Annotated in this window: 23 protein-coding genes and 3 pseudogenes; 8 read left to right on the forward strand and 18 right to left on the reverse strand. The window is 39.2% G+C overall.

What is annotated here, in order from left to right; all coding sequences use genetic code 11:
• Window positions 1–286 precede the first annotated feature (286 nt).
• On the forward strand, window positions 287–565 hold the full coding sequence (locus DSM106972_RS25370; RefSeq protein WP_096684269.1) for a helix-turn-helix domain-containing protein: 279 nt from the start codon (window positions 287–289) through the stop codon (window positions 563–565).
• 267 nt (window positions 566–832) lie between these two features.
• On the forward strand, window positions 833–1,105 hold the full coding sequence (locus tag DSM106972_RS25375) for a helix-turn-helix domain-containing protein (RefSeq protein WP_233787455.1): 273 nt from the start codon (window positions 833–835) through the stop codon (window positions 1,103–1,105).
• Window positions 1,106–1,132: 27 nt separating this feature from the next.
• Here DSM106972_RS25375 and DSM106972_RS25380 read toward each other — a convergent pair whose 3' ends face one another.
• The 11 genes from DSM106972_RS25380 to DSM106972_RS25430 form a co-directional block, all read right to left on the reverse strand.
• Window positions 1,133–2,698: an ATP-binding protein gene (locus tag DSM106972_RS25380; RefSeq protein ID WP_127083302.1), complete on the reverse strand. Its 1,566-nt coding sequence runs from the start codon at window positions 2,696–2,698 to the stop codon at window positions 1,133–1,135.
• A 2-nt stretch (window positions 2,699–2,700) separates the two neighbouring features.
• The gene (locus tag DSM106972_RS25385; protein WP_127083303.1) at window positions 2,701–3,603 is read right to left on the reverse strand and encodes a putative endonuclease domain-containing protein; all 903 of its coding nucleotides are present in this window, start codon (window positions 3,601–3,603) and stop codon (window positions 2,701–2,703) included.
• Window positions 3,604–3,904: 301 nt separating this feature from the next.
• Window positions 3,905–4,591, reverse strand: a complete 687-nt coding sequence (locus tag DSM106972_RS25390) for a hypothetical protein (protein ID WP_127083304.1) — start codon at window positions 4,589–4,591, stop codon at window positions 3,905–3,907.
• 8 nt (window positions 4,592–4,599) lie between these two features.
• On the reverse strand, window positions 4,600–6,204 hold the full coding sequence (locus DSM106972_RS25395; RefSeq protein ID WP_127083305.1) for a TrbI/VirB10 family protein: 1,605 nt from the start codon (window positions 6,202–6,204) through the stop codon (window positions 4,600–4,602).
• Window positions 6,205–6,214: 10 nt separating this feature from the next.
• On the reverse strand, window positions 6,215–6,949 hold the full coding sequence (locus tag DSM106972_RS25400) for a hypothetical protein (protein WP_127083306.1): 735 nt from the start codon (window positions 6,947–6,949) through the stop codon (window positions 6,215–6,217).
• 11 nt (window positions 6,950–6,960) lie between these two features.
• On the reverse strand, window positions 6,961–8,055 hold the full coding sequence (locus DSM106972_RS25405; RefSeq protein WP_127083307.1) for a hypothetical protein: 1,095 nt from the start codon (window positions 8,053–8,055) through the stop codon (window positions 6,961–6,963).
• 20 nt (window positions 8,056–8,075) lie between these two features.
• Entirely contained in the window at window positions 8,076–8,903 is an 828-nt protein-coding gene (locus tag DSM106972_RS25410) for a hypothetical protein (RefSeq protein ID WP_127083308.1), read from the reverse strand.
• 153 nt (window positions 8,904–9,056) lie between these two features.
• A complete protein-coding gene (locus DSM106972_RS25415; RefSeq protein WP_127083309.1) occupies window positions 9,057–11,909 on the reverse strand; it encodes a putative type IV secretion/conjugal transfer ATPase in 2,853 nt (950 codons plus the stop codon).
• Window positions 11,906–12,250 carry a hypothetical protein gene (locus DSM106972_RS25420; RefSeq protein ID WP_127083310.1) on the reverse strand — a complete coding sequence of 115 codons (345 nt, stop codon included), beginning with the start codon at window positions 12,248–12,250 and terminating at the stop codon, window positions 11,906–11,908. Before DSM106972_RS25420 ends, DSM106972_RS25415 begins: the two co-directional genes overlap by 4 nt.
• A 9-nt stretch (window positions 12,251–12,259) precedes the next feature.
• Window positions 12,260–12,919 carry a hypothetical protein gene (locus DSM106972_RS25425; RefSeq protein WP_127083311.1) on the reverse strand — a complete coding sequence of 220 codons (660 nt, stop codon included), beginning with the start codon at window positions 12,917–12,919 and terminating at the stop codon, window positions 12,260–12,262.
• Between the two features lie 40 nt (window positions 12,920–12,959).
• A complete protein-coding gene (locus tag DSM106972_RS25430) occupies window positions 12,960–14,024 on the reverse strand; it encodes a hypothetical protein (protein WP_127083312.1) in 1,065 nt (354 codons plus the stop codon).
• Window positions 14,025–14,390: 366 nt separating this feature from the next.
• Between DSM106972_RS25430 and DSM106972_RS25435 the strand changes: the two genes are divergently transcribed.
• The 6 genes and pseudogenes from DSM106972_RS25435 (at window position 14,391) to DSM106972_RS25455 (ending at window position 18,916) form a co-directional block, all read left to right on the forward strand.
• Window positions 14,391–14,660, forward strand: coding sequence for a hypothetical protein (locus tag DSM106972_RS25435; RefSeq protein ID WP_127083313.1), 270 nt, complete (start codon window positions 14,391–14,393; stop codon window positions 14,658–14,660).
• A 629-nt stretch (window positions 14,661–15,289) separates the two neighbouring features.
• The gene (locus tag DSM106972_RS25440) at window positions 15,290–16,324 is read left to right on the forward strand and encodes a WD40 repeat domain-containing protein (RefSeq protein WP_127083314.1); all 1,035 of its coding nucleotides are present in this window, start codon (window positions 15,290–15,292) and stop codon (window positions 16,322–16,324) included.
• Window positions 16,325–16,378, forward strand: a pseudogene (locus tag DSM106972_RS55875) (hypothetical protein); the annotation flags it as partial.
• A complete protein-coding gene (locus tag DSM106972_RS55880) occupies window positions 16,370–16,708 on the forward strand; it encodes a WD40 repeat domain-containing protein (RefSeq protein WP_127083315.1) in 339 nt (112 codons plus the stop codon). The pseudogene DSM106972_RS55875 and the gene DSM106972_RS55880, both read left to right, overlap by 9 nt.
• A 168-nt stretch (window positions 16,709–16,876) precedes the next feature.
• Window positions 16,877–18,145 carry a glycosyltransferase gene (locus tag DSM106972_RS25450; protein WP_127083316.1) on the forward strand — a complete coding sequence of 423 codons (1,269 nt, stop codon included), beginning with the start codon at window positions 16,877–16,879 and terminating at the stop codon, window positions 18,143–18,145.
• 18 nt (window positions 18,146–18,163) lie between these two features.
• Window positions 18,164–18,916 carry an FkbM family methyltransferase gene (locus DSM106972_RS25455; RefSeq protein WP_127083317.1) on the forward strand — a complete coding sequence of 251 codons (753 nt, stop codon included), beginning with the start codon at window positions 18,164–18,166 and terminating at the stop codon, window positions 18,914–18,916.
• Between the two features lie 31 nt (window positions 18,917–18,947).
• Here DSM106972_RS25455 and DSM106972_RS25460 read toward each other — a convergent pair whose 3' ends face one another.
• From DSM106972_RS25460 to DSM106972_RS55890, 7 genes and pseudogenes are all read right to left on the reverse strand, one after another.
• Entirely contained in the window at window positions 18,948–20,204 is a 1,257-nt protein-coding gene (locus DSM106972_RS25460) for a PrsW family glutamic-type intramembrane protease (protein ID WP_158632879.1), read from the reverse strand.
• A gap of 134 nt (window positions 20,205–20,338) precedes the next feature.
• Entirely contained in the window at window positions 20,339–20,563 is a 225-nt protein-coding gene (locus DSM106972_RS53850) for a hypothetical protein (RefSeq protein WP_233787454.1), read from the reverse strand.
• A gap of 38 nt (window positions 20,564–20,601) precedes the next feature.
• Window positions 20,602–21,234, reverse strand: coding sequence for a S1C family serine protease (locus DSM106972_RS53855; protein ID WP_233787453.1), 633 nt, complete (start codon window positions 21,232–21,234; stop codon window positions 20,602–20,604).
• A 6-nt stretch (window positions 21,235–21,240) separates the two neighbouring features.
• Window positions 21,241–21,417, reverse strand: a complete 177-nt coding sequence (locus tag DSM106972_RS53860; protein ID WP_233787452.1) for a hypothetical protein — start codon at window positions 21,415–21,417, stop codon at window positions 21,241–21,243.
• A 243-nt stretch (window positions 21,418–21,660) separates the two neighbouring features.
• Window positions 21,661–22,335 (reverse strand): tetratricopeptide repeat protein, encoded by a 675-nt coding sequence (locus DSM106972_RS52680; protein WP_233787911.1) that lies wholly within the window; start codon window positions 22,333–22,335, stop codon window positions 21,661–21,663.
• Window positions 22,336–22,383: 48 nt separating this feature from the next.
• Window positions 22,384–22,509 (reverse strand): annotated as a pseudogene (locus DSM106972_RS55885) (WD40 repeat domain-containing protein); the annotation flags it as partial.
• A 77-nt stretch (window positions 22,510–22,586) separates the two neighbouring features.
• Window positions 22,587–22,812: pseudogene (locus DSM106972_RS55890) on the reverse strand (WD40 repeat domain-containing protein); the annotation flags it as partial.

Genomic DNA, 22,812 nt, shown 5'->3' on the forward strand with positions numbered 1-22,812 from the left:
GTGGAAGCAGTTGAAACGAGAACATAGAAATCGCGTTTCAACTGCGAGCGTCAAACATGGATAAACCTTTGTCAGAGGTTTTTGTTTGACGTTGAATTAAATTTGTCGAAAGCGACTGCTGAATTCTTGCAGGAATGGCGGTCGTCTTTATTTTGTCTTCACATAATTATATCGTGCATTCTGCAATACACATTAATAGATATGTATTTCTTTACAGTGAAAGGTTAGGAGAAGTAGAATTGAGATAAACAAATTTCATACATAGTTTTATTAGTTGTTAAATTTGATGCAAGTAACACTTACGGTCAACATTGAAGGTTTGGGTGCCAAAATCAGACAGGCTAGGGAGTCTAAAGGGCTGAAGCCAACATGGGTTGCAGCTCAGGCTGGTATGAGTGTGCCTAATTTATACCGAATTGAAGTCGAAGATTCTAAGTCCATTCCGCTTGATACATTAAAAAGGCTTAGTCATGCAGTCGGTATCGATTTTGTTGGTATTGATGTCAAAAATGCTCTAATTGAGGATTTTGATATTTCTACTCCTACTGCTGCCCAAAAATCTTGAATTTACTTGTGTTTGGTTGAAAAACCTCGCAATTCTACCTCCTACTTACAAAGAAAAATTTCTATTAACTTATTTATTCGCTGGGCGCCTGGGTTCAAACTGGGCCCCCTCTTTTTTGCGTATCAACCAATTTTTATCTATTTCTATTATATTATTTTCAGCGAATAAAAAATATATTCAAACATAACAATATTGCATTAATGCATAAAATGTATGAGTTATAGCAAAAGTTGTATGATTGGAACATATGGGGGTACGATAGGAACCATGAAAAAGTTGTATTGTCGCTTAGGCGTGTTGATGGCAGAAAAAGACCCGCAGTTGTCTCAAAGGCAGCTAGCTAAAGAAGTAGGACTCGACATTACGACCATCAACCGTTTATTTACAAACAATTTTGGTCGAGTCGATATTGCTACGGTAGAAGCATTATGTAACTACTTTGACAAAGGAGTAGGTGAATTATTTGAAATGAGAAAACCAGAAGATATCCCGCAGAGAAAGATACGTAAACGTTCCACACTTGATACGGCACCATTATAAGTTGCTTAAATGTAGCTAATATCACTTTTAACTACCAAACAAAACGGTTGGCGCCTTAGCCCATCTACTTTTATCAGGCGATGCGGCAGGGCGTGCATAAAAAGCCTTGTTACGAATCTCAACAATTTTGTCCTCCTCTCGAATCATGCTGGGGGTAAAATTATGTCGTTGTTCAATAAAATCTCCCACTGTTACTTGTAAGGATGTACTAGCAAGTTTTTCGCCTAAAAATTGCTTACTGTTTCGGTAAAAAGAATTTTCTGCGGTTTTTCTGACAATAAGAGCGATTTCAGCAGGAGTTAAGAGTCTAGTTTCTCCTAGCAGGCGCCACCAGTCTTTATCGCTAAAATCTAAACCTGGAAAGTATTTTGCTAGGTGCAACTTGAATATTTCGTACCTGGCGCCAGCGTGAGGCAGGTCTACAAAAATAATGTCATCAAAACGACGCACCAGTTCAGGGGGTAAAAATTCTAATCTATTGACTGTTGCCATTACCAGTACTTGAGAGGTTCTCTCTTGCATCCAAGTCAGCAACTTTCCTGCTAATTGACGAGATATTCCACCATCGTTATCTGAGTCAAAACCAGCGAAACCTTTATCAAAATCGTCAAAATATAGAACTAAACCATGTTCCCCGTTCGCATCACAGAATTTTAGAAACTCGCGTAAATTTTTTCTTGACTCAAAAGCTGTGGCGCCACGCAGTCCTGACCAGTCGGCAGCAACCAGTGGCACACCCATCTTTTTCGCTGCGAGTTTTGCACTTAAGGATTTACCAGTACCAGGAGGTCCCCATAAAATCATTCCTTTTGGGAATTTCAGATTATGGTTTTTGGCTTCAGGTTTGAGTAAAGCTCCCGCGCGCTCTAGTATTTCCTCTAATAAATCTAAACCTCCAGCTTCTGGGACATCCGGTGAGCTAATAAATTCAACTAAGAGTCCCTTCAACTTGTTCTTTTTATAAGTTAGGACTGCATCAACTAGTTCCTTGTTACTATTAATGGTTCTTGATAGTCGGGAGAGAGCCATTTCTAGTTCACCGCAAGGCAAACCTAGACAGCTTCGATAAAGATTTTCATCTTGCAAATCAAATTGACCTCCAAAAAGTTTCTTTACTATTTGCTGTAATTGTTCTGGACTAGTAAGCTCGTAAGCTAGAACTGGGATTAATGGCGCCAAATGTGCAGGTAGCTCGACATAAGTCTCTAAGCAAATAACAAACTGTTGTCTTGCACTTGTAGATAATTCGTAAAATAAATTACCAAGTATCGCTTGTGTATACTGGGGAACGGCGCCTGTAATAGCATCTGGAGAAATTTCGCCTTCAAAGATAAATATCCCTGTTACATCAGCGTTTTCTAATAACCAAGCTAAACCCGAAGTACATTTAGTTGTTTGCCTGACAAGCTGTATTGATTGATTAACTTGCTGTAACTGCGTGTAACCTTGGTTCCAAAAATAGAGATTTTGTTCGCGACTGGTGGCAATTTGATATACGAATTCTAGTATCTTCATTCGTTCGGTGACAGGCGCCTCAACTGCAACAACAGTTTGTCCGTGGTCAAATAGTATTGGTAAATCTCTAAACTGCATAACTATTTCCGATAAGTGGGTAAATAAGTTTTACGGTAATTAGTCTTTGCCCATTTTTTAGCTTGTTTGATAGTCCACATTGGTTCGCTTGGTAAGTCAGCTATATTGGCTAGTTGATTAAGGTAAGTCAAATCATCTGCAACGCGTGCTATAACCGAAGCGATGAATTTGCAGCAACTGTATGGATATTTAACTGCTTGCTTCTCACTAAAGCGAATCACTACCCAGTTGTTACTGGTAAAAAATTTATTTCTCGTATCATCTTTACCTTGGTCAATACAATGGTGGGAAGCTTTGGTATCACCCACATAAGGCTCGTCAATTTCAATATCAATACTTAAATTACTGTCGTGTACTAGTATAAAATCAGCAGAATATGGGTAAGGGAATTCAGGATTATCAAATGCCATCCCTTGAGTTACCGAAGGAAAGAGGCGCCTGAGTACCCGATAAAAAGCTTTTTCAGAAACTCCTGCGGGTGCATCACTTTTACTTGTTGGCTGCAAAACGTTGTTCAAGAGTAAGGAACTAAGTTTAGCTTCATGTTCAGGAAAACGTAAAATAGCTTTGGGTTTTATTACTGGCGTTTGTACTGGATTCATATTTTGATTACCTAACTTTTGAGTAAGCGAGGGTGACAAAGCGCAGACAATACCTAAACCAATTGATGACCAAACAAGTGCAACTAACCACCAGGGAGATAAGGCGCCAAAAGATACTGGGATAAGAAAACCGAGTAAAAAGTACAGAAATTGAATGGGTTTAGATGTATTACGTATTGAGAGGTTAAAAATTTGGCTTGATTTAAGGTTAATAACATGATGTTTTTGACTAGGTATGGGATTGTTCGCAAGAAAACTGAGTATTGAGGCTGGGTAAATTACAGCAGGATAAAACTTACTCACCACTAGTAATTTTGGGGTGTTGATGTCGATTTTAAAACTCTCTTACTCTTCCCTCTGTGCCCTCTGCGTCTACCGAACTTTGCTCAACGGGGGGAACCCCCGCACGCAAGTTCTCTCTGTGGTAAAAATCTTTGCTTCCGAAACTTATGACATGAAGCAGTAGGAGTCATACACATTTTCTTACCACAGAGACACAGAGTACACGGAGAGAGGAATGAACCACAAAGGCACAAAGGACACGAAGAAAGAGCTAAGAAGAGAGAATACCCCAGCTATTCGGGGGTGCGTGACGCCACACACCCTACTTAATATCTTCGATGCCTAATACTCCTAATTCTGTTAATACCCTCAGTGACAGATTAGAGTTTTGTGCAATTTCTACTAACGACTTATTTGAGGTATTTCTGGCAAGAGCTAAAAATTCTCTAACCTTTGATACTACTGGGTCAGATGGGGGAGCATAACCCAGACGTATTGACGCAACTAAACCGCGCTCAATATCTCCTAATGTTGCTTTACGCCCATCACCAAGTTCTAAAGTAAGATTATTAATTTGGCTTGCCTTGATTGGCGCCATATTTAAGCTGCTATATTGTGGTTGATTTTCTCCTGGTTGGATATTAAACGTATAAAGCCGTGAGTTTCCTGCACTAGTTTTAGTTTTGACAAATAAGTTCGTAACGTTTGCTGTAGTTAAATTTGGGAAGTTCAGTGGCTTGATTCGACGAAGAAACACTGTTGTTGCTTGACCATTGGATAACGGAGTGTCAGTTGCGTAAGTAAAACGACTGGGGTCGGCAAGAAAAATTTGGGTTATTTGTTCGTTGACATCAGAGAAATCTATTGCTGTTGCTCGACCTGACCAAACTTGAACATTTATTGCAGGGTCTATAGTTTCCGGAGTGCGCTTTACAGATTCTTGTGCATAAGATGGCGGCACAAAAGCCATAATGCTAAAACTAATCACACTTATAATAAGTTTTTTCATATAGGTATTTAGCGAGTAATTTCAAAGAAACTGTTGAAAAATATAGATACTTTTGTCCCTGTTGGAACGATTGCGACGTTAGGACGGTTTTGCAATTCACTGTCTGCTTTATCCGCACGTTTGCTTAAACGCTGCTGCATTGGTTGAAAAAATCCTTCGACTGCTGCGGCTAGAAGATTTGGTTGACGGGCGCCAGTTACAATCGTTTGATTAAACCCACCATTAGAAATTACTATTTGGGATTGGGTTTGATTTTGGTTAAAAACTTGACCAGCACGACCTGCTGCACCAAGTAAACCAATTAAAATATCTTGTTGTGCAATTGCGGCGCCTCTGTCTTGAAGCGATTGTGCTATCAGGGGTTTATTATCTGAACCTCGAATTAGAATTGCGTCTTTAGGAATCGATTGCTGCTGAACTTTACCAAAGCTATCAGTATAAACAATTGCAACAACACTTTGTTTTACTAATTTGTTAGCTTCAGACACTGAATCAACCTCTGTAATCAAAATCGTTCCTTTCGGTAAAGCCACACGACCGTCATTTGATAAAACATCTTCTTCTAACTCAATAGCAAAGCGTCCCTGGTTTTGATCTTCTTTTGCCCAAACCATTGGTACTAATACTTTTGCTTGTGCTGTTGTACCTATCTGAACCTGTAAATTACTTGGGGTAGTAGAAGCAGTTTGTATAAAGTCTGAATATTGAGTATTTGGAATTTGACGATTAATTATTCCCCATTCCCCTGGTGTTTGAATTTGAGAAGTATTTGTTTCTGTCTGGGTTACACCACTATTTACGGCAACGGTGGGAATGGATGAAGGCTTATTAATGTTACTTTTTGAGGTAACGCTATTATTTTCAAAGCTTACTTCTCTGTAAACAGGGGAAGATGAATTAATTGGTGTACTGTTTACTGTATTGGTTTGTTCAACTTTGTTAAGCGCAGTCTCGGTTTGTTGGATTTGCTTGTTGTCATCATTAAAAGCAACTGTTTGTTGTCCTAATGTTGCAAGTTCGCTCCATTGCTTGAATGGGTCAACAGGTTGTGTCGGCTTACTAACTGGTAAATTTCTAAGTTGCTGGCGTGGCGCCGTTACTCTAATTATTCTTGGTGGCGATGGAACTTGAGAATGGATAACTCTAGGCGGTGGTAAGCTGGCAATGCGAGTTCGTGCTATAGGCGCCGACTTTTGAACTGTTGGCGATGGTTTTGGTGGTATAGGTTTCTGTGGTTGTTTCTCTCTTGAACTTTCTTGGTTACGCAATGCGAGTTCAGCTTTGAGACGCGCTTCTTCTTGACTTTGGCTTTGTGCAAGAACTTGCTGTGTTGGTTTTGGGGTAGTGGGAGTTTTCGCGATTTGTTTTGGGGCAAAGAAGATTGACCAACACATCCAACCAAAACCCATCACACCACCTACTAAAAGAGATGCAATGGCGCCTCGAACGAGTGGATTTTCGCTGCTGTCAATTGGTTCGGCTTGTTCTGAGTCACGTCCAATCAAATATTCTTGGTCAATTAAAGCCGCTTGTTCGGGTCGATACCCTGATATTTCTAACTCTTCAGTAGGTGTAATTTCATCATCTAATTGTGGACTGTTAAAATTATTCATAAAATTCTCTCTATTTATTTGGAGTAAATTCAGAAATTTTTGTTATTTCTAAACCCGCACTTCTAATTTCATATAATTGTTTTTCTAACGCAGAAGCATTATTTTCAGGTGGTTGGGGCATATCTACAGCTTGCAAAGTAAACGTGCGATTTATTGCTATTTCTTCATCGGCGCCACCACCCATATTTACTAGTACTCTTGTAGCAACCATATCTACTTCCCACTCACCTAGTTTGGTTTGTCGAGGATTTGAAAGGTAGGAAACTATAATCTTTGAGCGAACTTGACCGTTAAATACTCGTTGCGGGGTAATTTCAGCTAGTTGTTGTAATACAGCTTGTCGGAATCCACCTTTAGAAAGCTGTATCAAGAAAGAGCCAAAATAAGCGTTTGTTGTTACACGCTTTCCCTTGCCAATATCCCGTCCTTTATCTAGTTCTTTAGTGGCGCCGATTACACCATCCCAATTAAAAGTTAAATCCGCCCACTGTCTAACAGTATTTTTGATAACTTCTGGATAGCGGTATAAATAATCTTGCTCGGACATAACCAAAGCACGACCATTGACCAACTGCACAAAGGTTGTTTTTCTTTCTGAGAGTTGATTAACTTTAAAACTCAAAAACAATATGAATAAAAAGCTTAGTAAACTAAAGGTAGTCAAACCAATAAAACATAGTGGCAGAATATCTTTAGAATCAAGCAATATTTTTGGTCTTTTAACTTGTTTTAAAGACTTCAACATTAAACATTACCTCACAAGCTTTTACCTGCAAAACCCGTTGCAACAGCTACCACACCATCAAATGCTGCATTGACAAGGGCTGGAACTCGACTATTAATACCTGTATAAAGTGCAACGCCTCCACCTCCTGCAATTAAAAGCGCTAAAGCTGGTGCAAAAATGCTGATAAACGCTAAAAAAGCTAAATCGGATGCACTTTGGGCACCAGCAGCAACTATTACCGTCGCAGCCAACCCAACAACAATGTTGTAACCAAGTTGAACTCCAAACAATGAAATAAACCCGCTAGCCCAAGCCCATATTGGTTTTGACCCTAGAGGTAGTAAACTTAACCCCAAAGCAATAGGTGCAAAAGTCGCAGTCATAATTAGTGCAGCTTCTAAAATGTTTACAAATGCCCATTGAAGGGCGTAGAGAAAGGTGATTAATATTAGTGAAATCGATGCACTGAAAACGGCGCCGGGATTTTGTACAAAGTCTGTTAACTGTGCCACAGCTTTACGTGCCTCTTCTAGTGCCCCATTATTTTGTTTTTCTGCCTCCGCAAGAATCTGTTCTATTATTGGTCTTTTTTCTTGGAGACAGTCTGTAAGGGGTTTACCAGTTTTACCTTGGCATTCAGCATAAATTGTAGATACTTGAGTTTTAACGCTTTGGGTTAGAGTTACGTTAGATATTGCTTGTTTAAAAGTAGTATCCGCTAGTTGGATGTTGAGAACAGCAATAACCTGCTGATGACCAATGTTTCTGACAATAAGAACTGTTTGAGAAAGCAAGTAGCCATTACTACCTAAAAATAAAGCGATAACTAAAGGGTAGACAACAGATGCAGCTAGCTCTGACCATAAAAAGCGCTTCTCTTGGTAATCAGAAGCCATTTTCACAGCCAAGAAAATTATACTTAATGCTGCAAGGGTAGTACCTAGATTACATAAACCTGCCCATAAGGCGCCGGATGGGTTAACTACATCTCCCCAGGCTTTATTCCACGATTCAACGGTTTGTTTACTCAGTTCAATACTACTATTGATTAAAGTCAGACCAACAGTTGAATCTGAGTTATTGTCTTGTGGTGTTACTTGTGAAATCAAGAGGGGAGAGAACATAAAGCTTAAATAATCTACGATTACTGGCTAGTTAAATCTTGACTAAAAACACTTCCTCCAGGCATCGTTAATAAGGCGCCTTGAGATGTTGCATTGTTACCTGTTGCAATCCTGGTTTGGCGTTCTCCTGTGTTGAAAGTATTTAGTTCTTGTGCGGTTTGAGCAGTGAGAGTTAAATCTAGAGCTAGGTCTTGTCTAGCTTGCGAAGCTTCCTGTAACTGTAAATCAGCAATTGTGGCATTATTTTTTAGTTGTTGGGATATATTTTGAAGGATTTGCTGCGAAGTATCAGTATTTTGTGAATCATCCGCTAGAGAGCTTGATTCGAGTTGAGAGTTTGCACTTTGTTCTAATGTATTCTTAGATTTGTTTTGAGCGTTTTTAGAGAGAGTTTTATTTTGCGCTACTTCAATTGCTCCTACTCGTTCGCTTTGCGACGCTAAATCTTGACGAATTGCGTAAGAGTTTTTGAGATTATTTTCCAATTTGCTTGATGTTTCCCCATCTTCAGGTAGCGAACCTTTCATGATTTTCCCAACAACTTCACCCAAATCGGGCACTTCAACTGAACCAAGAGCATTATTTACAAAATTTGTAATGCCTCCAAATAAGTTACCTCTTACAAATGAGCCTAAATCATCAACAAAATTTTGAATTGAGTTTGAGGTATTATTGATAGAATTAGCTGTTTGAGTAATTGAACGAGTCTCTGGTGTATCGACAGTGGCGCCAAATGCTGAGTTTATTACTGTTAAACTTAATCCTATTGCTGTTATACCAACCACAGAAATACTTTTCACTTTTTTGGTAAATCTATGTAACGAACGATGTTTTCTTTTCAGGTTCATATTTATCAACTCCTTGATTAATATAAAATTCCTAAATCCTTTGCTCAAAAATTAATTTATTAAACCACAAAGGCACAAAGGACACAAAGGAAGAGCAACAGGAAACGTAAGAGAGTAAATACTATTATTTTACGACTGCTATCGCAATCCTAATCATTCGTAAAATGCTTCTTCTCTTCCTTCGTGCCTTTGTGTCCTTTGTGGTTCATCATTTAACCCTCTATTTTCTTTAAGAGCCGCAACATATACTTTTGTAAACTCAGCCAAACCTTGAAGTTGCCCTTTAATAGTATTTGGATAACGTGCCATCAAAGTACGACGCGCGCGACGTTCTTCTTGATTTGTCACCACTGCTGCTAAAGCCATTTCACCAGGATAAAATCTACACTGCCAGAAACGTCCTCCTTTTTCTATTAGCCAGCATGAGTATAAATCTGTCCTGTGGGGAAAAAATGACTCAGATGCATTTTGAGATATGATGTTACTTGGGTAGGTTAGGTATTTTTGGAATGAGGCAACCGCATTTGATGTAATGCACCCTGTTATTCGGTAGCTAATATTCTGCATAATCATTGCAGCGGCGGCAGATTGGCAAATTGTATCTGGGTCTTGGCTTGATAAAATTATGCTTACACCATCTTTACGCGCGGTTGCACAAAGTTCGCCAACCATTGCACTAAACCCATCTTTACGGAAAAGTACCGAAAGCTCATCTCCAATAAACAAGCTTTTGGGATAACTCATTGCTACACGCAAACAAGCTGCTTTTGCTGCAACTGCCATTGTGTATGAATCTTGGTCGTTACTCAAACCTGTTAGGGCATAGAATTTGACCATTGGTTCTGGGGAAAAGCTACTTGGTTTTCCTATTGCTGTTCCTAAAGGACTTACTAACAGTGCTGTTATTTGGCTGGTGATTTGGTTTATTGCTTGGTGGTCGATAGCTTCAGGTTTTTGGATATTCAGACGCGCTATTGAGCAAAACCGCACAAAGTCTTTTAGTGTTGGAATATCTTGCCATTCGGTTGATTTCCATCCTTTGGTAAAAGCTTCGTTGTAACGCTCAATAATATCTGAGTCACTTAGAAACATCTCCAGCGCTTGCATTAAAATCGCATCTACTCGTTGTGCTAGATGAGGTGCATTCAGGCGCCCCATTACAATTACACTTAGAGCATTGCGTATAAACTCGCGCCAGGACTTCATACGTGACGCGCGCTCATCAACATCAAAACGGCGTAAATCTGGGGGTTCCATTAGATTATTGGAAGCAGACGATAAATCAAAATAGGCGCCTGCTTCACCTAATAATTCAATTCCCGTTTTAAAAGAGCTTTCGCCGTCTGCCGCAGGAATATCTATACCAACTACTGGAATATTTTGCGACAATGCATCAAGCATGAATCGCCATAACAATACAGATTTTCCGGAACCTGTTTTACCTGTAACTAAGGCATGTTGAGTGTAGGAGAATAAATCAACACAGACGGGTTTCCCACCCCGGTTAGTTAAAAATTCTACACCAATAGAGTCGAGTTCTCTGGGTACTGTTAATGGTAGGATGCCAGCAACTGTTTCGCTTTCTAACACTAATCGGCGTTCGCTCAATATTGAACTTGAATGTAATATACGGCGCCAAGTTATAGGTAAAGTTTCAAGCCATATTTGTGAAGCAATGTGTCGTTCGCGTAATACTTTGGCATTGCCAAAACTCGAACAAAGTAAATCACATGCTAAATCTAAATTTTCTGCATTCTCGCGCGTGACGAGAAATACAACCGCACAATTTAATGGAACGGCGCCTTTATATAATTTTTTCTGTGCGTCAAAACTTTCCTCTTGCTTAATTTCGGCGCCGACATCTCTACCAGTACCTTTGAGTAAGGCACGTTCGCGCGCGACTTTGGTTTGTTTGGCTTGGCGATGTAAATTATCTTCTGTTAAATAACGGTTAGCAGCGGATATTTCTACAATCGCTTCGGTGTCGCGAACATGGTTCTCACTCAAAACTTTCCACATCCATGATATTTGTTCTCTGACCGAAGCCCATGCTGCTACCGTATCTGCCATTGTTAAAACACCACATACTTTATCTTTGATATATACGCGGTTTGTGCATTGACGATGTTCGGGACATGAGCTTCGTCCATATTCTCCTGTAATTAAGATAGTTGTGGCATGTTTTGGTGAGTTTTGAATTTCGGTTAATTTAACACCTTTATCTTTATCTTCTGTTAGTTTGAGCAGTTGTGGAATCGCTGGTGAGGGAGATTTATTAAACCTACCCCAAAGCCAAGACCAAAGTTCTATGTCACTCATGGGGGTAATTTCTAATGAAGCTTTGGTATTAAATAACATTGACCACTGAATAAACCCTTCAGTATAAGCTTTCATTAATAAGCGGCTTAAAACTTGCTCTTGCCGTTGCGATATTCTACCTGTTACTCCATCTAATAAAAGGCGCCCGCTTTTAGCAACGCTATGTATTACTTTAGACAATGGGTCTGTTTTACGCTCACCAACAACATCTGCTGTCCAAGTACAAAATAGAATTTGTTGCCAAACTGACCTTGTACCCTGACGAGTTAATTCTTGCACGCGCGCTTGTTCATTCCGCATCAAGATTGCAGGTAACTTCAGAGAACAAGTAGAGGCAAGGTGATTAAGATACTGCTGTCTTTTCTCATCTTGGGAATAACGACCCATAAAAAATGTACATTTTTCGCCTGCTAAGACGAATTTCATTGCCTCAGAAATTCCATTAGATACTGCTAAAAGTTCCTCCTGGTATAGCTGGTCATGAATACCTTTTAGTTTAAAACCAAAAACTAACTGAAACTGGTTTGCATCAGAAATATCGCCTTTATTAAGAAGAAACGCTCCAATACTACGATTATCCCGTTCAATACGAACCATACAGCAAAGGTCAAGCTCGTTTTCAAAAGGTAAATATTGTACCGAGTGATGCTGCTCTTTGACAGAAATTGGTGGGATATTACTCTTCATAATATACGCTTATTTTTATGTAGCGTTTGCCGACTATGAGCAGAAAGTAGAGGAGATACGTAAACGGCGCCACCTGTTATCCAATTACGTCCTTTTGGTTTACGGAAACGGTTGATGTATTTATCAGGGTCTTTACCTGTGACAAACCACCAACTCAGAATTAACCAAAAACTAATAACTGCCACCTTGGGAATTCCCCATCCTAACAATCCATCAAAAATAAAGTATGTAATCGTAATAATTGCAAACCAAGGCAGAATGTGATTTGCTGCTATTGGTCCGAAAGAGGCTTGCTTGCCTAAAATCTTATTTACTCTTACTGCTTCTGTATCTATTGACATGATTTATTTTTACCCTCCTGGAGCAGTTCCACCACCACCTCCGGCGCCAGTTCCATTACCCACAAACAGAAATGTAATTACATCGATTGTGAGAATAATTCCAATTGCTAAACCCGCTTGAGTTGCAATTGGGCGCCAGTCGTTCCCTTGTTGTGCTTGGTTGTAAGCGAATAATGCTGCTATACCAACTAATAGTAAAAATACACCCCGAATCGCATTGAAAACCAAAGTAATTGCTTGTGGGTCTATTGCACTTGTACCCCCCGTAGAACTTTGTTGTGCAATATCTGTAAGAAATTGTTCTAACCCGCTTAGGAAAATTGCCTGTGCTGGCATTTCAAACACTGTCAGTGTTGCGGTTAATCCAATTATTACTACGACAATATGCCAAAAATGAATTTTCCTTTTGACATGATAATTTAAGTAAGGGATGTAGCTAATGACTCTATTAATACAGTAAAAGAATAACGCTAGCGATAAAATTACTGTGACTAACAGCGGTTCTTTGACTGCTAGATAAATTAGCCCTGATAATAAAGCAATGAAGGCGCCTGTATCAGTTTGTGTCCAGTTTAATGAAGACAGTAGCGCAATTGCAATACTGTTTTGGAGGTTTTGGAAATAACGTTGTTTCGCAACTTCCTGATGATTGCAGTAGTTTTCATGCATAAGAAACAAACATTTGGAGAGACATGTAATTTACTCAAACTTAATATTCTATATCTAAGAAAGAATCTCCTCCGGTATTGGCAATTACCGGAGAAAGATTTGAGAGTGTGGGTTTCACCGCAATGCTTAAATCACGTACCTGACTTGGAGTAAAATCGCACTGTTCAATACTCCATTGATTGTATTTACTATCAATTAGAGTTGCTGCAAACACAGGACGCATTAAATTGTCGCCAGGTTTTGTTTCAAATCCTTGTAATTTAACAGGTTGTACAGCTTCGTTATGATTGTCTAAACAGCACCCAGAGAACTTGAAGCAATATTGTTTACCTGATTTTGAGTCGTTCCAAGAAAAAGCTTTGGGGATTTCACCTGCCTTTAAATCTATAAATTCTTGCGGTAATACTTGTTGAAAGCGCTTAACTATCCCTAATCCAGCAGTATGTATATCTGGATTATTCTCTGACTGTAAACTTGAAGCAAGTGTAACTCCCGCTTTGAGAGTTACACCTGTTAGTAACAGTCCATCTATCTCGTTACGCGATGCCAGTTGATGTGCAACCCTGACTAAACCCGGATTTATCTTGTTAAATTGGTTACAAGCTCCTACCAACACGTCTGTATTTTCTGGCTGAATAACGTGTAGATTATCTACTTGTAATGGTGGAGAAACAATAATTTCCCCGTGTGATGAAGAATAAGTAGTAAGATGCCCCCTTGGTTCTACTCGCGCTACATCAATTGTACTGATTCGTTGTTTATAGGGTGTAATGTTACCCTCAGACACCTCCATTTCTAACTGAGTTGGTTTAAAACAAATAGTGGGAGTTGCATTGTTAGGGTCTTGTTTGAACGCAAAATTGAATCCTTTTAGTTCGTCCTCCTCAAAAACTAAATTTATCTGTATCTCCCGACCGCGCGCGAGACTAACTTCCTTTAAAGCTGCTTGCACACCTTTAATATCAGTCAGTTCGTGCTTTTCATCCAAAACTTGATTGACTACATCAGATATGTACCACAAGTCTTGAGGGTCGGTGATAGTCATGGTCGGGTACTGGGTAGTAGTTACAGACTCGACTTTTAAAGCAGAGGTCAGTTTTGCCATCACTTCGCTTGGGTGCGAATGATTTCAAAGGTTCTGGCTTCATTTAAAAGTCTTATTGTTTATTTTGAGCTATGTTGTGAAAATCGTACCTAGACTGGAGACGTACAAAAACTAAAAAGTGGTCTAGTCTTTTGGGCAGCTAGATTGGTCGTCAGTTATAAATAAATGGCTAAAAATATTACTATGCAAGCTTTTGAGCTTAATTTAGATATTTATCATGAGCGCAAAAACTTAATAATTGATGATTGATAAATAGCTAAGTTGAGATTAATTTAGGATTAGTGTTCTTGTTATTGAACGGTGCCTGACTATAAGAATGCCCAATTTATGGCGCCAATCACCTCAAAAAGAGCGGAGAGTTCAACAATGTTTCAGTTAGTCGATAAAAAACAAGCAAGAGAAAAACTCAATCTCAGCTTTACCACCCTTAAGAAATATCGTCGCAACGGCACATGGGTAGAAGGTATCCACTGGGTAGAAATAAACTGTCGATGTATTCGTTATAACTTAGAGCTTATCCAAGATTGGTTACATAACCGTAATGACCCCAAAGCTCATCTACGCGCGATTGAAAAATTCCGTGCCAGTTTAGCCAGTAACCAAAGAAGTTCTGGTCGAAAACAGAATCAGAATTGAGTATTTAGAGGTTATTGTCAAGAATCATACGCAAACAAAATTGCACTAATTTATACATTTATTTTTATCACATCTGCTATGCTTGCTTTCCTCGCTGGTTTGAGGTGCCAGTATAAAGTACAATCCCGAACGGCAAAAATTGCCGTTCGGGGAATGAAAGCAAGAGACCGTCAACTTTTAACTAATTTGTTTAATTAAATCAAGTGCATCTTTGGCTTCTGAGGGTTTTCCTTGCTTTTTGTAAAGTTCCGCAGCGGCGCCAATCTGACAAAATGAATAAGATAGACCACTAGCAATACTACTCGGCGCGGGAATATTGGTAGGTTGGGAAGTAATTAAAATCTAACTTGTGAGAGCATCCAAGCATACTCAAACGCAGTTTTTTTGAGTTCCTCGTAACGACCACTGGCGCCTTTTTATTTTGAACTAGCGATGCAGTCATATGTCATATTTAGTGATTTGGCTTGTTTTTCTAGAGTTTTGTTAGCTGTAGCACAAGCATTAGATTTCTCCGATAGATAATTTGAGCTTTTTAGTTTTACTTAAAGCAGGTCACTTTTGTTATGTGTTTAACGCGCGCAAAACCGGGAAGTCCAGCTTGCGGGTGCAAGTGATGAGGTGATGCTTTAATGTGGGCAGAAAATAAAAACTTAGGCTCAAGCGATTATCAATTTTTTCAGTCAAGCCAAGGATTGGAAAAGCGAGAAATACAAAGAGTTAGGGAACTAGAAAACCTGGAATTAGAAATTAATTTAAAGGCAGAAAGAAAAAAGTTAGATGCGACTGATAAAGCTAATAAAATTTTAAAGGCTGCAAATCAGAAAGCCAAGAGAAGGATTCGTATTGGCTCTATGATTTTAACATTCTCACTTATAGTAGTCGTATTAGCGGGAACATGGGCTTTTAAAACAATTACAGAAACTCAACAAGCTATAAGATTAGAACAAGAAGGGGTAGATGCGACACAACTATTTGAATCTCAAGAAATAGAACCATTAGTATTAGCTATGCACGCTGGGCAAGAGTTGCAAGAAGTTATCAAGAGCGGGCGCTCACTAAAAGAATATCCAGATAATAACCCTCAATCAGCTTTAAAGATAATTTTGGATAATATTAACGAGCAGAATCAACTTCAAGGACATACTAATGCAGTTAGAAGCGCTAATTTTAGCTTAGACGGGCAACACATAGTTACCGCATCCTTTGACAACACCGCGCGAGTGTGGGACATAAGAGGCAAGCAATTAGCCGTACTCAATGGTCATACTGGCGCCGTTTTAAACGCTAGTTTTAGTCCAGACGGGCAACGTATAGTCACTGCATCCAAAGACAATACCGCGCGGGTTTGGGACATTAAAGGCAATCAATTAGTCGAATTCAATGAGCATAAAAGTGCCGTTTTAAGTGCTAGTTTTAGTCCAGACGGGCAACATATAGTTACTGCCTCAAGGGATGAAACCGCACGAGTGTGGGACATAAGAGGCAAACAATTAGCCGTACTCAAGCATGATAATGCTGTTTTTAGTGCTAATTTTAGCCACGACGGGAAACGTATGGTCACCGCATCCAATGACAACACCGCACGGGTTTGGGATATCTCTGGCAAACAATTAGCGGTACTTAAAGGGCATAATGGGGCCGTTTTAAGTGCTAGTTTTAGTTAAGACGGGCAATATATAGTCACTGCATCCGAAGACAATACCGCACGGGTGTGGGATATTTCTGGCGAGCAACAAGCTGTCCTCACAGGGCATATCGATCAAGTTAACAGTGCCAGTTTTAGTCCAGATGGTCAATACATAGTCACCGCATCCAATGACGGAACCGCGCGCGTGTGGGATATTTCTGGCAAGCAACTAACCGTCCTCAAAGGGCATAGTAATGGAATTTTGAGTGCAAGTTTTAGTCAAGATAGTCAAAACATAGTTACCGCCTCCTTTGACAATACTGCAAGGTTGTGGAATATAAGAGACAAGCAATTAACCCAACTCGTAGGGCATAGTAATGGAATTTCGAGTGCAAGTTTTAGTCGAAAGCCAAAAACTTAACTTTAGTATAGTTTATTGTGAGAAAGATCAATGCAGTTGCATTTTTAGTTATTGTGTAAGTACGTGATCTGTCTGCATGGTCACGAGATAGCACTCATCTTTAATTGGGCTAACTGGTCGAACGATAACTTATTAAAACTAGTGGAATTTTAATAGCTTAAAACGCTTATGACTCACTTTGGTCTTATTTGTCCCGCATCAACAGGTCATCTCAACACAATGCTTCCATTGGGAAAAGAGCTTCAACAGCGCGGTCATCGAGTCACCTTAATAGGAAAGCTGGATGTAGAATCTCAAACACTAGCAACTGGATTGGAATTTAAAGCAATTGAAGAATCTGAGTCTCCTTTGGGATCAGGAGCGGAAGCATTAGCTAAGTTAGGTAAACTCACTGGTCGTGAGGCATTGCAATATACTGTTCATCTTCTTGCAAATAATGCGGCTGGTTTATTACGAGAAGCCCCAAAGGTGATAAAAGCAGCAGGTGTGGAAGCATTATTGGTGGATCAGGTTTCACGAGAGGGAGGAACTGTTGCAGATTTTCTGGGCATTCCCTTTATTACCATTTGCAGTGCTGTAGTACTAAATCGTGATGAGAGTGTCCCACCTCATTTTACAAACTGGAACTATAATCCAACTTGGTGGGGGCGCCTGCGTAATCGAGTTGGTTATCAGGCATTAAACCGCATCGTCAAACCAATTACAAAAGCAATTGACGAGTATCGTCAGGAATGGAAATTACCTAGGTACTCTAACCCAAATGATTCTTATTCCCAGTTAGCTCAAATTAGTCAACAGCCTGCTCTCTTAGAATTTCCTAGGGAAAAATTACCCCAGTGGTTCCATTTTACGGGACCTTATCATAGTGTAATTGGTCGAGAAGTTCCTGGTTTTCCTTATGAAAAGTTAACTGGACAACCGTTAATTTACGCTTCGATGGGAACTATTCTAAATCCCCTTACTCTTTTTCAACAGATTGCCGAAGCTTATGTAGGATTAGATGCTCAATTAATAATTTCTTTGGGTGGTTCTGCAAAACCCGAATCTCTAGCAAAACTTGCTGGTTCACCTTTAGTTGTAGAATATGCTCCTCAGTTGGAATTACTGCAAAAAGCCGCTGTAGGCATAACTCACGGGGGGTTGAATAGTACTTTAGAATGCCTTAGTAATGGAGTGCCAATGGTGGTAATTCCCAGTGTTAACGACCAGCCAGGGGTGGCAGCGCGCGTGGCTTGGGCAGGATGCGGAGAAGCCTTACCTATAAAAAGTGTTACAGTTTCCAAATTGCGAACTGCAATTCAAAAAGTATTGATGGAAAATTCTTATAAGCAGAATGCACTTAAATTACAATCTTGCATTCGCCATGCTGGGGGAGTTAGTCGAGCCGTTGATATTATTGAACAGGCAGTAGCTACAGGCAAACCTGTAATTTCTTGAGTATGTTGGAGATTTAACATGAACATGAATAAAATGACTTTGCCAAATAACTTAGAATGCTACTATCTTGGAAAAGAGGAAACCGAATATATATTTTCGGAAATATTTACCGAGCAACAATATCTTAGGCATGGCATTTCCATCAATGAAGGAGACTGTATTTTTGATGTTGGAGCAAATATTGGATTATTTACCTTATTTTTGAGCAAGTTACAAAAATCAGTGAAAATATTTGCATTTGAACCTATTAATTTAATATTTCAAGTATTAAAAGCAAATGTTGACCTACATTCTATTCCCAACACATGTTTACTTGGTTATGGTTTAAGTTCATCAAATATTTCAGCACAATCTTTTACATTTTATCCCAATATGGCTGGTAACTCAACAACAAAACCTCTAGATAAATTAGAACAAAAGGAGGTAATGAAACAACTTTTAAACAATGACATGGTGGAATACCTTTTTCAAAATCAGGAAGTTACTGGTACACTTAGGACTTTATCTTCTGTAATTAATGAATTAAAAATTGATACTATAGATTTGTTAAAAATAGATGTCGAAGGAGAAGAATATAAAGTTTTGCAAGGCATTGTTCAAAATGATTGGAGTAAAATTAAACAAATAGTTGCTGAAGTACATGATATTGACTGTAAAATAGATAATATTCAATCACTTCTTAAAAATCAGGCATTTAATATTACAATTGAAAAGAATAATTTAATACCTGATACTCTTAAAACTTTCAATTTATATGCTATACGCACTTGAATGCTATAGTTAAAACTGCTCATTTCCCGTATTAATTCGTTCCTGGCTTCATTTGACGAGCTTTGAAAATTGCTGCGATAAAAAACACATAAGCTAAAGAACCAATTATAGCTAAACAGATACTGCCAAGTAAATTATATTGCGGCGCCTTTTGAAAAATAGTAGCTACATTGCTAAAAACATGCATGGCAGATGAAGTTAAATAGCCAATACCTAAAAGTTGCCAGCGGTTTTTAGGTCTAACTACACTTAAGCCGATAAAATAACCAAAGTAAGCACTATACGCAACTTGTCCAAAAATATCACCTAATATTTGGGTAATTAAAATAGCCAGTCCAGTAAAAGAATCGCCTACTCCAATTTTTTCATGTACAAGTTGCAATGTTTCGGCTAATACAAATCCAGCAGCAGACGCGGTTGTTAAAAGTATACCATCCATTGGTTCCCGTATACCAACAATTTCACGTTTAGGCAATGGAAGTAATCTGCCAAAAAAGTAAATTAATAGTACTGGCAACACTTTGAAAAGTTCTTCAAAAAAACCATTTTCTAAAAAAGCTTGGAAGATTAAATCAACATCCTTATTTCCGGTATGAGGCACTGGTAAATGAAATCCTCCTAAAATTGGTAAACCTATAGCCAAAGCTAAACTAGTTAGTAACCACCAAGGCTTGTGTTTATGGCACAATTTATGAATTATATAGTGGCTTGCTAGAGCTAGATATGCTGCCAAAATATAGAGGAAAGTTCTATGTATATGTGTAGTAGCTATCATTGCTACTACCGATATTACTGTGATTATACCAGGTACAAGCAAACCATGTTTATGCAAATCTTCCTTTTTTGATAATAAAGGCATAAATTCTGTGAGACTCGCAGTATGACGCGAATTGGTAGAATGAGGCGCCACTGGATATAAGGTAGGATAATTACTAGGATAGGGTAAAGGTATAGCAGGTTTAAGGGTGACAGTAATTTGATAATCACCAAGATATAAAATATCTCCATCAACCAAAACACTTCTTTTTTTACTTTCACCATTGACAAAAATGCTATTTGTACTGCTTTGATTAGTGATGACTACATCATTTTGTTCTAAGTTGATTAACGCATGGTAGCGAGAAATATTGGCGCCTTTAAGTACCATTCGAGACACAGCTTGTTTGTTAATTATAGCGGGCATCTGCTCAAAATTACGACCTAGGGCAATAGGCAAACTCAAAGTTGGTTCTTGTAGCTTTGATGCGTCTTGTTCTTTCCAACTTAATTTAACTAAATTATTAGTCATACTTAACTCCAGTATAATACTCCATAATTTTTGTAGGTTGGGGAGCCACTGCGTTGGACGGGTTTCCCGGCATAAAGCAAGTGGCGTTGCAGGCTTTGCGGAACCCAACATAAAGGTTTTGTTAAATTCTGGTATTATTGAAGCGAAGCAATAATTTGTGTACTTTGCTGAATAAATTTATCAACTTCAGAATGGTAAGGAAATAGACGCTTGACTAATTGAAATACCTGCAACGCGCGCGCGTATTCCCCTTGATTATACAATTGCAGTCCTTCGTTATACTTCTGATTAATTAATCCTTGTTCGTTTGTAACACCTAAAGATGTCAGAAATTCTTGTATTGTATTACTGGTAAACACGAAAACATAATTATTGCTTTCACTTGGACCAAAAGTAACTATGCCAATAACTTCACCTCGTTAAGTACAGGTCCACCTGAGTTACCTGGTGCAGCAGGCGCGCTAACCTGGATAACTGGTATATTATCTTTAAGGGTTTTGAGAGCAGATATTTCACCACTAGTAAAAGTTGCTTCTAAAAGCGATTTTTTGTCAAATATATTTGACCGTTCAATTAATCCCGGATATCCAACTGCTATAACTTTATCTAGAACCTGCACTTTCGATGAATCTGCTAATTTGAGTACTGGTGCATTACGGACATCAACCTTGATTATTGAAACATCCTTTCCTTGATCAAAAACGGCGCCTGATTTTAGAACTTGGAAAGGAAGCGATTCTCCATTTGGTAATTTTACTTGATAAATAGGTTTAGCTTCAATCCATTTTAACTGCTGCTTGACAGTATCGAAATCCTCACCATCATCTTTTAACTTAACAGCTAATTCTTGGAGTAAGTATTGTTGGCATTCTTCAGGGGTTAAATTTGTAACATGAGCATTAGTGACGATGTAGCCATTGGAGTTGACAAAAAAGCCTGAACCATGACCAATCATTTCTTTCAAGCTATATACTTTACCATTTTTGGGTAAGTATGCTTTAACGCTACACCCTATCACAACTCGAACCACTGATGATTAAGTATTTTCGGCTAGTAAGTTGCTTGCCGACAGTTTCTGTGATTGAGTAGAATTTATTTGCAACTGTCGCGCGCTTGTGGGTACTTGAGAATTAGCAGGGGTAATAGGTGTTAAAGTAGTGAGTAAAGCTGAGGAAAGAAGTAAAGCTGGGAGTTTGTTTAGTTGATGCAACATGGTATTGTTTCGTTTAACTCGATGATTCCATTAAACACTGCTGCTATTTGAGTTCGGTGTGGAGAAGTTTTAGTTTTGATTGAGTTATATTTTAGTTGGTTGGGAAGATTGGCAACGGATGATGAACGGATGTAACGGATGGTTAATTTTAAACAAGTAGATTTTATTTATAACTAACCATTTATCCGTTGCAAAGTTGTATCCGTTGCAAAGTTGTATTCGTTGCAAATGAGTATAATTGCGTTATTTCCCACGCAATTTATTTAACTCAGACTCAGTAAAGGGATTGTTGCCAGCTCGTAGGGCTTTTACGCCTTCTTGCACTTGTGCTTTACTTTTTGTATCATCAGTTTGAGCTATATATGCTTCAAAGTCAGTTATGGCGCCTTTGTAATCTCCCGTTAGCGCTCTGGCTAATCCTCGCCTAGAGCGGACATTACCATCGTTTGGAGCAAGGTTAACGGCTTTTTCACAGGCAAACATAACCTCTTTGGCGGAACCATATAGGCTACCTTGCCAGCAAAGAACATCCCAAGCATTAGCATCACTTACCACTTTAGGGTCAAGTTTTTGGGCTTGGTTGTAAGCAGCAATAGCTTCTTTTATCTTTTTCTCTTCAACAAAGCGGTTTGCATCAATAACCAACCTTTCTGCTTCGGCTTTTTGCTGAGGGTCAAATTTAGTTAATTGCGGATTCCACTTGAAAGCCGTCTTAAAAATAGCAATAGCCTTTTCTATATTACCAGCTTTTGCTTCTGCTTCCCCAGCTTTTACCAAAAACGTTGCTGCGTCTTTTAATTTTGCTGGTGTTTGACAGACTTCTAATTTTTGCAGTTCAGTAGGGTTAATTATTAAATAATCATTCAACCACTCGCAACCAGTTTTTAACAATTCCCCTAACTCTTTCCATCGCCACACCTTCGCGGTTCCGTCTTGTGAGGCAGTAATAATCGTCTTACCATCCGGGCTAAAATTGGCTTTGTAGACAGGTTCTGTATGCCCTGTGAGGGTGGCTAGTTGCTTGCCACTGGTGTCCCAGACCTTGGCGGTATTGTCGTCGGAGGCGGTGACGATAGTCTTGCCATCCGCGCTAAAATTGGCGTTGTTGACACGTTCTGTATGCCCTTTGAGGGTGGCTCTGAGGCGGTGACGATAGTCTTGCCATCCGGGCTAAAATTGGCGTTGTAGACAAATTGTGTATGCCCTGTGAGGGTGGCTAGTTGCTTGCCACTGGTGTCCCAGACCTTGGCGGTTTTGTCGTATGAGGCGGTGACGATAGTCTTGCCATCCGGGCTAAAATTGGCTTTGTAGACAAATTGTGTATGCCCTTTGAGGGTGGCTAGTTGCTTGCCACTGGTGTCCCAGACCTTGGCGGTTTTGTCGTAGGAGGCGGTG

The sequence above is a fragment of the Dulcicalothrix desertica PCC 7102 genome, from assembly GCF_003991905.1.
Classification (GTDB): Bacteria; Cyanobacteriota; Cyanobacteriia; order Cyanobacteriales; family Nostocaceae; genus Dulcicalothrix; species Dulcicalothrix desertica.

Coding starts and splice junctions, on each gene's coding strand:
- DSM106972_RS25370 (WP_096684269.1), top strand. CDS start 287: ATGCAAGTAACACTTACGGTCAACATTGAAGGTTTGGGTGCCAAAATC.
- DSM106972_RS25375 (WP_233787455.1), top strand. CDS start 833: ATGAAAAAGTTGTATTGTCGCTTAGGCGTGTTGATGGCAGAAAAAGAC.
- DSM106972_RS25380 (WP_127083302.1), bottom strand. CDS start 2,698: ATGCAGTTTAGAGATTTACCAATACTATTTGACCACGGACAAACTGTT.
- DSM106972_RS25390 (WP_127083304.1), bottom strand. CDS start 4,591: ATGAAAAAACTTATTATAAGTGTGATTAGTTTTAGCATTATGGCTTTT.
- DSM106972_RS25395 (WP_127083305.1), bottom strand. CDS start 6,204: ATGAATAATTTTAACAGTCCACAATTAGATGATGAAATTACACCTACT.
- DSM106972_RS25400 (WP_127083306.1), bottom strand. CDS start 6,949: ATGTTGAAGTCTTTAAAACAAGTTAAAAGACCAAAAATATTGCTTGAT.
- DSM106972_RS25405 (WP_127083307.1), bottom strand. CDS start 8,055: ATGTTCTCTCCCCTCTTGATTTCACAAGTAACACCACAAGACAATAAC.
- DSM106972_RS25410 (WP_127083308.1), bottom strand. CDS start 8,903: ATGAACCTGAAAAGAAAACATCGTTCGTTACATAGATTTACCAAAAAA.
- DSM106972_RS25415 (WP_127083309.1), bottom strand. CDS start 11,909: ATGAAGAGTAATATCCCACCAATTTCTGTCAAAGAGCAGCATCACTCG.
- DSM106972_RS25420 (WP_127083310.1), bottom strand. CDS start 12,250: ATGTCAATAGATACAGAAGCAGTAAGAGTAAATAAGATTTTAGGCAAG.
- DSM106972_RS25425 (WP_127083311.1), bottom strand. CDS start 12,919: ATGCATGAAAACTACTGCAATCATCAGGAAGTTGCGAAACAACGTTAT.
- DSM106972_RS25430 (WP_127083312.1), bottom strand. CDS start 14,024: ATGGCAAAACTGACCTCTGCTTTAAAAGTCGAGTCTGTAACTACTACC.
- DSM106972_RS25435 (WP_127083313.1), top strand. CDS start 14,391: ATGTTTCAGTTAGTCGATAAAAAACAAGCAAGAGAAAAACTCAATCTC.
- DSM106972_RS25440 (WP_127083314.1), top strand. CDS start 15,290: ATGTGGGCAGAAAATAAAAACTTAGGCTCAAGCGATTATCAATTTTTT.
- DSM106972_RS25450 (WP_127083316.1), top strand. CDS start 16,877: ATGACTCACTTTGGTCTTATTTGTCCCGCATCAACAGGTCATCTCAAC.
- DSM106972_RS25455 (WP_127083317.1), top strand. CDS start 18,164: ATGAACATGAATAAAATGACTTTGCCAAATAACTTAGAATGCTACTAT.
- DSM106972_RS25460 (WP_158632879.1), bottom strand. CDS start 20,204: ATGACTAATAATTTAGTTAAATTAAGTTGGAAAGAACAAGACGCATCA.
- DSM106972_RS53860 (WP_233787452.1), bottom strand. CDS start 21,417: ATGTTGCATCAACTAAACAAACTCCCAGCTTTACTTCTTTCCTCAGCT.